Raw genomic sequence first — 10,509 nt, forward strand, 5'->3', positions numbered from 1 at the left:
GGGGCTTTCTTTTTTTGGGCTTCCCTGGAGGCGGGACCCTGCTCAGCCGATCGGCACGGCGACGTAGTGGGTGTTGTCGGCGGTCTTGATGCGCATCAGGACGTCCTTCTTGCCACCGGCTTTTGCGTCCGACAGCGCGCTGCGCAGCTCGTGCACCGAGCCCACGCTCTTGCCGCCGACGTCGAGGATCACGTCGCCGGACTTGAGCCCGCGTTCTGCCGCCGGACCATCAGGGTCGACGCCGGTGATCACGACGCCCTTGTCGCCGGCGCCCGCGACGTCGCTTGCAGGGGCGACCGAGATACCGAGATGCGGTGCGGCGGGCGTGCCGCTATTGTCATACTCGCCGGCATTGGCCTGCTTCTCGGGCTGGTTCGGCATCGTGGCGAGCGTGACGTCGAAAGTCTTCGCTTCTCCCTTGCGCATAATGTCGAGCTTCGCGGTGCTGCCCGGCGTCATGGCGGAAATCTCCCGCGCCAGCTCGCGCGAATCCTTCACCGACTTGCCGTTGACCGCCGTGATGATGTCGCCGGCCTCAATGCCGGCCTTCGCCGCCGGGGTATCGGCCTTCGCCTCATCAACCAGCGCGCCTGCGGCAGTCTTCAAGCCGAGGCTTTCGGCGATGCCCGGCGTCACCTTCTGCACCTGCACGCCGAGCCAGGCGCGCGTCACCTTGCCGTTTTCCTTGAGTTGGGCGACGACCATCTTCACGGTTGGGGCGGGGATGTCGAAGCCGATACCCACGGAGCCGCCGGTCGGCGAATAGATCGCGGTGTTGACCCCGATCACATTGCCATTGGTGTCGAAGGTCGGTCCGCCCGAATTGCCCTTGTTGATGGGCGCATCGATCTGGATGTAGTCGTCATAGGGGCCGTTGCCGATGTCGCGTCCCTCGGCCGAGATGATGCCGGCGGTCACGGTGCCGCCGAGGCCGTAGGGGTTGCCGACTGCGACCACCCAGTCGCCGACGCGCGGGGTTGCGGTCTCGAGATTGACGTAGGCGAAGCCGCTTTTGCCTTCGACCTTGATCAGGGCGAGATCGGTCTTGGCGTCGGTGCCGATCACCTTTGCGGAGTAGGTCTTGCCGTCGTCGGTCGTGACCTGGACGGACTTGGCGTGGTCGACGACATGATTGTTGGTGACGGCGTAGCCGTCGGCGGAGATGAAGAAGCCGGAGCCGACGCCGGTGATGATTTCATGACGCTGCATTCCGCGCGGAAGGCTCTCGAAGCCACGGCGCTGGAAGAACTTCTCGAACGGCGAGCCCTGCATGAACGGGGGCATGCCTTCGTCGTCGTTCATCTGCGGTCCGTCGCCGTCTCCGGAATCCACGGAGCGGTCGACCTTGACGCGCACGGAGATCACCGCCGGTTTCACCTTCGCGATCAGGTCGGCAAAGCCCGTGGGACCCTGCTGCGCCTGCGTCGTCGCGGCGAAAGCCGGCCCGGACAATTGTCCGGCCCCGACGCCGCCGAGCACCAGCGCGGCGCCCACTACTGCTACCGAGCCGAGCAGCGTCAGCCGCCGCGCCGACAGGATCTTGCGATGCGGATTTTGGTTCGTTGGTGTCATCATCATCTCTCCAAATTCGTTTGAGCCATTTCGGCCTCGATAGAGAGATAGCGCTGCGGGGCTTACCGCGTGCTGTCGGCTGAATTAACATCCGTACAGGGACGTTAAATCGCCGTAACGCGAAGGCCTACGAAAGTCGGTGTCGCAGCGATAGGGGCCGTCGAAGCTCTCTCAGCCGCCGGTCTCGCCGTCGATCGAAATCTCGCGGCCATCCCTGGCTTTGCCGCGGAGATTGAGCTTGTTGCCGTCGAAGGTGAGAAACCATTTCCGCTGCTCGCCCTGTCCCACATACTGGACGTCGACCACGAATGTGTCTTTCTTCTCCCACGAGGCCTTGACGGCACGCAGCCCGAAGTCTGTCGGTTTGCTCCTGCGATAGAGCCCGTCCAGTCCGATCGGCCCATCGAGCCTGCGCAAGGAATTGAACGGATCGTGCGTATCGATCTCGAGCGAATAGCGCGGCTCGGCGTCCGTTAGAAACAGCGTCAGCGACTTGATGTTGAGCGCGTTGTCGGGGAATTTGTAGGTCTTGCCCGAAATCGTGGCCGCCACTTCGGAAGTTGGGCCAACGTCGCTCGGCTTCTCGATCGAGACGTCGTTCAGCTCCCTGGTAAGCTGCGTGGTGCCATCCGGATTGGCCGGCAGCTCTCCATCGGATTTGACCGCGCCCGAGATTTCATTGGCGATTTTGCGGAACGGGCAGAAATCCCTGGCCGTCATGACTGCCACGATGTCGAGATCGGGAAAGATCATGATGACCTGGCAGTGATATCCAACCGCCATGTAGAGATGCAGGTCGGGCATGGCCCAGAACTGGTTGTGGTATTTCAGGCCCGGGTCAAACGGCGCGTTCATGCTTACGGTCGCACGATTGACGCTGTCGACCCAGCCGGGCGGAAGCAGCTCCTTGCCTGCCCAGACACCGTGGCGCAGGTAGAGATAGCCGATCTTCGCCATGTCGCGAGGACGCAGGGCAAGACCAAATGCGCCGGTTGAAAGGCCCTGCGGATCCCTCCGCCAGAATGGCGGGTCGATCCCGAGCGGGGCGAACAGCCTGGTGCTGGCGTAGTCCGCGGCGCGCTTATTGGTGAGCCTGGTGATGATAGCGGATAGCAGATGCGAATTGCCGCTGTTGTAGTAGAAGACCTCGCCCGGAGCGTGCGCCATCGGACGATCGAGAATGAACTTAACCCAGTCCGGGCTTCGCCCGAGATCGACCAGCGATTGCTCCCTGCCGCCCTGAAATCCTTCGTCCCAGTCAAAGCCGGAAGTCATGTCCAGGAGATTCTGGACGGTGATCGCCTTCTTCCGTTCGTCGACATTGGCGACGCTGCGGTCTGTGAAGAGATCGAGCAGGGGATGATTCAAACCATCGAGCAGGCCATCCCTGTGCAGCATGGCGATCAGGCTGGCGACGACCGCCTTGGTGGCGGAGTTCATCACGTGGGGAATGTCCGCCATGTAAGGGGCGTAGTAGGCGTCCAGGACCTTTCGTCCATGGCGGGTGATGAGCAGGCTGTCGAAGCTGCGGGTTCGTCCGAATGCAACAAGTTTCGCAAGCTCAGCCGAATCCATGCCCTGCTGCTCCGGCGTGGACACCCGCCATTCCGGCATCGGCCAGATCGTCTCCTCCGCGGCGAACGTGTTTCCGATGCCGCAGCACATCGAAGCCAGTGCGATCAGTGCGCTCCGAGCGAGATCGGCGGGCGTTCGCCTTTTGGTTGACATGCAGCTTCCAGTGAGCAAGCCAAAACGCGGTGAGACTGATCGTCGGGACGGCGAAAACTATATCAATCCGCACGCGCGGGACCAAGGCTGTTCGGCTTTGCGACGAGCCGATGCAACCAAGGCTTGTGCCACGTTAGCTGCAGCGCGCCAGCGTCTCGGACGGTGTCTCGCCGAACGTGCCACGATCGGCCGAAGCGAACTCGCCCATGTGCCAGAAGCCGTTGGCGCGCGCGACGTCCGAGACGTTGGTCTGCGGCTGGCCGAGTGCCAGTGCGCAGCGCGCCGACCACAGACGCCGCAGGCGGAGATACCGGTGCACGCTTAGGCCCCGCACGGCTCTGGTTGCCGCCTCCAGCGTCCGCGGAGAGACGTCGCACGCCTGGGCCAGTTCGGTGGCATCGACATCGGCTGCGGGGTGAAGGGTCAGATATTCTTCCATCCGCCGCACGCTGCGCAAGTGGCGATCGAATTGCGCCGACGAGGGGATCGACGGGTACGAGGTCATGGCCTCGTCGAGCGAGGACAACAGCGACTCTTCCATACGCCGCAACATATTTGCGTTGCGCGCCTGCTCCGGATTGAACGACGCGAACGCCAGCAGGCTCTCCACGGTAAGCCGGAAAGAGCGCAGCGCTGCAGTGTTTTCGACCGGAATGACGTTGGCGCGATCGACCGGCCAGCCGCGATCGGAGATCTCGGGAGCAAGGCTCAAGAGCCCAAACAGGTTGGTCTGTCGTTCGACGATCTCGCAAGGGACCTCGCCGCGTACCGCCATGACGTGGTCGGCGCTGCCGGAAATGCCATTGATCTTGACGCTGATCGAGGTGGCCAGCGGAACGACGCAAAGGGTGCCGCTGGTTCTGTAGTCGATTTCGAGGATGCGCGGAAAGGTGTGCTGGACGCAGAGGTGGGCCGACGGCAGCATCAGATGTGCACGCGCCGAGACACAGCGCCCGCTCAACGGCGTGCTGCGGGCATCTCCAAACCGCTCGAATGCCCGGAAATCGTCCAGGGTTGGGAAGTGCAGAACATCGAGGGCTGCGTTGGACTTTAGTCCCTGCAGCAACATGGGATTTCACCCGGAAACGCAAGATCGACCAGCGATTTTCCGAATACCCCGGGAATCTTAATAAGCGGTGCTTTCCGGCCCGATCCCGTAAGAGCACGGGAGCTGCGCCACCCGCCGCCCGAACCTTGCCGCAAATCTGTGCATTGCCATACGGGCGGTCCCGGGGCATACCGCCTTGCGTTGGGAGCCTTCCCCGGGCTCCGCGGGGCATTGAACCAGACACATGACAGGGCGGGCAATCCAGGCGCTGATCGCGGCTTTTGTGCTGATTGGCTTCGTGCGCGCGGCGGCGGCCGGGTCGCCAGCCGACATGATTTCGAGCTTCCGCATCAAGCATGGCGAGGTCAAGGTGGTGCGCGACCCGACGCTCGACCGCATTGCACTGGCGCAGGCGCGCGCGATGGCGGCCAAGGACGACCTCAGCCACGAGGTGCTCGGCTCGTTCTCCTCGCGTATCGTGGTCTCGCGCGCCGGCCGCGCCGCCGAGAACATCGCCTACGGCTACGACACGTTCGACAAGACGCTCCTGCAGTGGATCGATTCCTCCGAGCATCGGAAGAACCTGCTGTTGCACAACGCCTCCCGTATCGGCATCGCGAGCGCAAAGGACGCAAGCGGCAAGCGCACCTATTGGGCCATGGAGATCGCCGGCGATTACGAGAAGCCAGGCAAGGGCAAAGGCAAAGGCGGCAGAGACCTGGGGCCGCTGGTCGCCGTCAGGCGCGTGACGACGACGACCACGACGATGACTACCGCAAGCCGGCCTAATGCCTCGAAGTGCCACATCAAGCTGCTCAGCTTGTGCCTGTGAAGCAGTGAGCTTCAAAGGGGTGTGACGAAGTCAGGCTTGAACGGCCGCGGATAGAGGGTCCACCTCTTCCTCCGGCCAGCGCATGATCCGGAAAAGTGTGCAGCGATTTTCCGAAAAGATGAAGCGCAAACAAAAGGCTAGCGCGATGATGATTCATCCTCAAATCATCGCGCTTTATTGCGACGCTTGCGATCACTCTCAGCGTGGTCAGCATTCCTGTAGATAAAGCGATTGTATGTATTGACATCCTCAAAAAAATCTTGAGCGAGAGTCGCAAACCGAACGGACAACGCCACTTGCGTCGGACATAGTGGCGTCCGGGCTGGATTGAGGGCTCACCCAAAACTGATCGAACACGGAAGCGGGACAACGCTCTCCGCCGCTACGAGTTTGCGTGTTGCAAGCTGGCGTCGGGAATGGTGTTCGCTTGAGAGGAGATAGCAGCGTGAGTGAAAGTCAAGTGAAGGCCGAATCGAACGGAATGAACGTTTCTGCGACGCCGTTGTTCGGATTCCCGAAGGTCGCCTTCTCCGCGAACTTGTTCGGCGAGCTTGCCGAACAGGGTGTGGCACGCGCGCAGGAAGGCTGCGAGAAGATCAAGGCCGTCTCGGAGGAGATGGCGGAGGCGCTGCGCGAGAGCTATTCGAGCAATGCGAAGAGCGCGGGCGACTACGGGCTCAAGGTCATCGAGATCTCGAGCGCCAATACCGTCGCCGCGATCGATTTTTTCGCCCACCTGCTGGGCAGCAAGTCGATGACGGATGTCTACACCTTGGCTGCGGAGCAAGCGCGCAAGACCTTCGACGCCGCATCTGCCCAGAATAAGGAATTGTGGGACCTTACCCAGAAGCTCGCGGCGGAAACCAGCGAGCCGATCAGGAAGCGCGTGACCAAGTCTCTCCAGCAAGCCAACTAACAAAGCGGCGGTCGCGGTTTGCCCAAGGAGGGAGACCCGGCCGGTTGGAACAAGCCCGCCACGAGCACGACCCCTTTGCTCGATCAGACGCCAGGTGCGCGATGCCCCCCAAGTCAACCGCACCGACAACAGGCGAAATCCAACCGGCCGGTCCTGGCTTCAAAAGCAAAAGAAAATCCACGGGAGGGTTCACATGGGTATGGTGATGGTGAAATGCCCGCAAACCGGACGCGCGATTCCGACCGGCATCGAGACCGATCGCGAGAGCTTTGGGCGCAGCGCGGTATTTTTCAAGCGCACCCGCTGCCCGATCTGCCAAGCCGACCACTCCTGGTTCGCACGGGAAGCCTGGGTCGACGAGCGCGCCGCGTTGGCGGAAGGTCGCAGTGTCGGCTCCGGCATGTCCCGCCATTAGCGCATGATCCGGAAGGCATCGCGCTTTAGCATGACCTTGCGGCGGCCTTTCTAGCGAATGTGAGAACCTACTGGATACCGGCCAAATGTGAGATTCGAGCGTGGCTTTAGCGATGGAGGGGCACATGGCACGCATGCAAGTCTCCACTGAAACATCCACCTGGCTGTTGCAAGCCCAGGACCTTCTTGATGAAGCGCACCGGTTGAGGCCGGGCCGTACGCGCAACGAGCTTCGTCAGAAGGCGAAGATAATGCGGGAGCTTGCGAAGCTCGATGCGCAACTTGCGAAGCTCGATACGCAATCCCGGCTGAGGCTTGATCGGCCGCAGCGAAGCTGATCCCGCAGGGAGAATCCGTTATTTTGCCTCAGGCGACGTGGCTCTGAGTTCAGCACCGGCTTCTTTTGCTTCGTCGGCAGCGACGACGGAGCTTTCCCCGGACGGCGCAAGGACCGGCTGTGAAGCGGACAACTCCTCGCAATACATGCGATCGATCCGGCGCTGCATCAGCGCATAGCATTCGCATGCCATGCTCTCGAGCTGCGCCCGATTGACCTCGATGAAGCCGCGCCGTTCGGACGGAATGGCGTCAGCCGCGCGAAGCTTGCTCATCGCCAGCGTCACCGTCGTACGCCGTACGCCGAGCAACTGGGCAAGCGCTTCCTGTGTCAGCGGCAGCACGTCGTCGGGAACGCGGTCGTGTAGTTGCAGGAGCCACCGCGCCATGCGGCCGTCCACGCGATGCAGCGCGTTGCAGGCGGCGACGTGCTGAAGCTGCAGCAACAGCGAGCGCGCGTGGACCTGCACCACGTGTCTTATGGCTGCGCTGCGCGCATAGGCGAGGCGGAATTTCGACGCGGAAATGACCGATGCGGTGCCGGCCACGCGAGCGATTGCGGTCACGGATGAACGCGAGGGACCGAGCACCGAAAGAGAGGCCAATGCGCCTTCCCGCCCCATCAACGTAGTCGCGACCGTTTGCCCGTCGGGCATGTCAACCATGAAGGCGATGGCGCCGCTATGGGGAAAATAAACCGGGTCGAGCTCATCGCCCGATCGCACCAGGACATCGTCAAGTTCGAACGAGACTTTCTGGAAGTGGGGTGTGAGCAAGACGAAATCCTCCGGCGGCAACGCCGCCAGAAGCCGATTCCCGATGCTGGTCGCGCGCCTGGTCACGGTCTCCTTCTGTGATCGAGCAACCAATCTAGCAGGATATTCATCCACCAATACCATCTTGAGTTAGTGCAACGTGAAGGCTTTTTGGCGCAGGCCCCAGCAAGGAAGGGCTCACACAGCATCGCCTGACTCACCCCACGAGATGCACCTATCATTCGCAACATCCAGAAAGCGAGATCGGTGCCGTCTTCGTCGAAAAGATTCCCTCAACCTCGAGACGGATGGAGTCATGGCATTCGCACGCGGCCGCAGCGAGCCCCGAGCGGTCGATCTCGATCTGACCACGTCGCTCGGATCTGATCGCTCCGGACGCGCGCAGATTGCGCATCACAAGCGTTACCGTCGTTCGTCGCACGCCGAGGATTTGCGACAGCGTCTCCTGGGTGAGCGGGAGCACGTCGTGGTCGATGCGATCGCGAAGATGAAGCAGCCAGCGTGCCATACGGGCTTCGACCGGATGCAGCGCATTGCAGGCCGCGCTGAGCTGAAACTGTGTGAGCGTCGCGTTGAGATGAATCTGGATCGCGTGCCGGATCGCGGGGCTGCGACTGAAAGCCGCGTTAAAGCGAGGGGCGGCGATACGCGAGGCGGTCCCTGCGGCACGAACGATAGCTGTGATGGCCGAAGGTGACCGCCCGAGCACCGAGATGCTGCCGACTGCCCCTTCGCGCCCCACGATCGCGGTGGCGACCGTCTGCCCGTTCGCCATGTCGATCATCAGCGAGATCGCGCCGCTATGAGGGAAGATGAGATGCTCGCTCACCTCACCCGCACGCGCGAGCACGTCATCCTGGTCGAGCGAGACCGTCTCCAGCCCGGGCGCCAGCAGATCCAGGTGGGCGGGGCGCAGCGTTGCAAGAAGGTGGTTGCGGATTCCGCTCGCGCGGGTCATCGCAGGAATCCCGCCGTGAGGCATGCGCGGCCTTTTGCATTTCGATCAGCGCGAGAAGGCGGCCTCAAACCTTGTTCAAATCTACTTTCTCCAGGCGTGCCGAGACTCAATTCAGTTGACGACGAATTCAAAAACAAGACTCCAAATACTGCCAAGCAACGGCGTGGATTTTTCTTCTTCCCGCAACATCAAGAGAACTAGCCTGAAGAGTGCGGAGAGAATCAATTGCAAAATGCGTATGGGTAACACCGTAGGGTAGGCACATGAGTTCCTATTCCCGTTGCGCGACATATGCGCGTGCAGCTTTCGTCGCTGGGCGCGCTCCGCGCGAAGTCGCGCGCGATATGCATGCGCTGGTTGACCCACCCGTGCATGTAGTCGGCTAACCCCACCTTGCGAGGCTTGCCTTCGGCCCGTGCTCGTCGGGCAAATCATTTCGCGTTATCGGAAGCGACTTCCTGTTATCAGAAAAAGTCAAGCGTTTTCGTGAAAAATATTTTGCTTCCGTTTTTCGGAATTTTGTGTTTGTCTTCGCCCGTCCTGCTTCCACAAGAGGGGCGCTTCGCGATCGTCACGGACGTTGGGAGCGGGATGCGGTGGCCGTGCTGGCGCGTGAGACGAACGTATCGGCACGGACGGCCAAGCCGTGTGGTCCTGATCCCCCGACGCTGGGATCAAGTTGGCGGGTGACGAGCTCGCAGACGACGGGGGCTATCAAGCCCGGCACCCCGGGGAGAGCACGGAGCAGCCGTTAAAACCATTGCGCAGGGAATGTCGGGTTGCTCCGGCTGGACCTGTGGTGACGCCGCCTGCGTTTTTTGTTGCAGGCGGGCCATGGGTGCGGCCTGCACCCGACATTCCCTGCGCTCTGATTTCAGGAGGGCCAACGGACGAAGCAAAACTCGGGCAATTCATGCCGCGGGAATGCAAACACATGGGGCACAGCGTCATCGCGAGCAAAGTGAAGCGATCCACACTCTCTCCGTGGAGACAGTCTGGATTGCTTCGTCGCTACCGCTCCTCGCAATGACGATGGCGCGATCCAGCCCTCACTTAGACCGCTTTCACGACCCCGAACAAATCCCCGAGCCATTTGTAGTAGACCGGTTGGTTGTCATGCAGCGTCTTGCGGTTGTGCGGCGGGCGGTCGACGTTGCCCCAGAGGTAGAGGCTTCCGGTCACCGCGAAAAACTCCTGCACGTTCTTCAGCACGTAAGCCCCCGGCTGATAGAAGCCGCCTTCCCGCGCGCGCTGGTAGAATGTGAGCAGGTCCGCATTCCTGAAACCGTCCGGGATGACATACCAGTGATAAGCGTGCACGAGCTCGTGCAGCAGGACCGGCTTCTCCGGTGCGTCGACCGCGATGTCGACGGACACGCCCTTGTTTTTCGAGGAGAAGCGTCCGCCGCCGTCGCCCTGGCCCGGCTTGACGAAGATCTCCTCGCTCTTGAAGAACGTGAGGATTTTTGGCGCGACGCCGCAATCGGAGACGATGTCGATCTGATGCTTCAGCGACGTTTCGATCGCCGTCAGGTTCCGCGCGTCCTTGGCCGCGGTCGCGTCGACGGTGAAGCCGCGATAGGTGAACGTAACGGCCGCGTCGCCCGTGTCCTGACTTCCGGCTTGATTGATCCGTTGCGCGAGGACGTTGCGATCCAGGAGTGCGCTGGCCACGGCGGCAGCCCCAAAGACGAGCAATTGGCGACGGTGCAGGGCGGGCATTCCCTCGGCTCCATGATGCAGGCGAGATCCGTGGCACGGTTTTGCGACAATGGCGCGAATGGCGGCCCGCGCCAAGCCATTAGGTCACCCATCCTGACCAGTTTTTGGCGTTGCGGCCATGCGGCTTTCTCGTCTAGAAGAGCGGCACGGCGCCTCCGCCGGCAACGAACCGTCAACGGTTTTGGCCGAGGATTTGTGCGCCGAAAA

10 protein-coding genes are annotated in these 10,509 nt (G+C 61.8%); 4 read left to right on the forward strand and 6 right to left on the reverse strand.

Features of this window, described 5'->3' with window-relative positions; all coding sequences use genetic code 11:
• Window positions 1–42 precede the first annotated feature (42 nt).
• From VKR55_RS05400 to VKR55_RS05410, 3 genes are all read right to left on the reverse strand, one after another.
• Window positions 43–1,572: a Do family serine endopeptidase gene (locus tag VKR55_RS05400; RefSeq protein WP_324400489.1), complete on the reverse strand. Its 1,530-nt coding sequence runs from the start codon at window positions 1,570–1,572 to the stop codon at window positions 43–45.
• Between the two features lie 171 nt (window positions 1,573–1,743).
• A complete protein-coding gene (locus VKR55_RS05405; RefSeq protein ID WP_324400490.1) occupies window positions 1,744–3,300 on the reverse strand; it encodes a serine hydrolase domain-containing protein in 1,557 nt (518 codons plus the stop codon).
• A gap of 133 nt (window positions 3,301–3,433) precedes the next feature.
• On the reverse strand, window positions 3,434–4,369 hold the full coding sequence (locus VKR55_RS05410) for an AraC family transcriptional regulator (RefSeq protein WP_324400492.1): 936 nt from the start codon (window positions 4,367–4,369) through the stop codon (window positions 3,434–3,436).
• 223 nt (window positions 4,370–4,592) lie between these two features.
• Here VKR55_RS05410 and VKR55_RS05415 point away from each other — a divergent pair, with 223 nt between their 5' ends.
• The 4 genes from VKR55_RS05415 (at window position 4,593) to VKR55_RS05430 (ending at window position 6,848) form a co-directional block, all read left to right on the forward strand.
• Window positions 4,593–5,180 (forward strand): CAP domain-containing protein, encoded by a 588-nt coding sequence (locus VKR55_RS05415; RefSeq protein WP_324400494.1) that lies wholly within the window; start codon window positions 4,593–4,595, stop codon window positions 5,178–5,180.
• Window positions 5,181–5,625: 445 nt separating this feature from the next.
• The gene (locus tag VKR55_RS05420; RefSeq protein ID WP_324400496.1) at window positions 5,626–6,096 is read left to right on the forward strand and encodes a phasin family protein; all 471 of its coding nucleotides are present in this window, start codon (window positions 5,626–5,628) and stop codon (window positions 6,094–6,096) included.
• Window positions 6,097–6,289: 193 nt separating this feature from the next.
• Window positions 6,290–6,511, forward strand: coding sequence for a hypothetical protein (locus VKR55_RS05425; RefSeq protein ID WP_324400498.1), 222 nt, complete (start codon window positions 6,290–6,292; stop codon window positions 6,509–6,511).
• A 100-nt stretch (window positions 6,512–6,611) separates the two neighbouring features.
• Window positions 6,612–6,848, forward strand: a complete 237-nt coding sequence (locus VKR55_RS05430; protein ID WP_324400500.1) for a hypothetical protein — start codon at window positions 6,612–6,614, stop codon at window positions 6,846–6,848.
• Between the two features lie 18 nt (window positions 6,849–6,866).
• On the opposite strand, the gene VKR55_RS05435 is transcribed toward VKR55_RS05430, so the two are convergent.
• From VKR55_RS05435 to VKR55_RS05445, 3 genes are all read right to left on the reverse strand, one after another.
• Complete coding sequence (locus VKR55_RS05435) at window positions 6,867–7,688, reverse strand: Crp/Fnr family transcriptional regulator (RefSeq protein ID WP_324400502.1); 822 nt, start codon at window positions 7,686–7,688, stop codon at window positions 6,867–6,869.
• 151 nt (window positions 7,689–7,839) lie between these two features.
• Window positions 7,840–8,580, reverse strand: a complete 741-nt coding sequence (locus VKR55_RS05440) for a Crp/Fnr family transcriptional regulator (protein WP_324400504.1) — start codon at window positions 8,578–8,580, stop codon at window positions 7,840–7,842.
• Between the two features lie 1,053 nt (window positions 8,581–9,633).
• Window positions 9,634–10,302 (reverse strand): hypothetical protein, encoded by a 669-nt coding sequence (locus VKR55_RS05445; protein WP_324400506.1) that lies wholly within the window; start codon window positions 10,300–10,302, stop codon window positions 9,634–9,636.
• Window positions 10,303–10,509 lie beyond the last annotated feature (207 nt).

Origin of the sequence: Bradyrhizobium sp. (assembly GCF_035309285.1) — a bacterium.
Classification (GTDB): Bacteria; Pseudomonadota; Alphaproteobacteria; order Rhizobiales; family Xanthobacteraceae; genus Bradyrhizobium.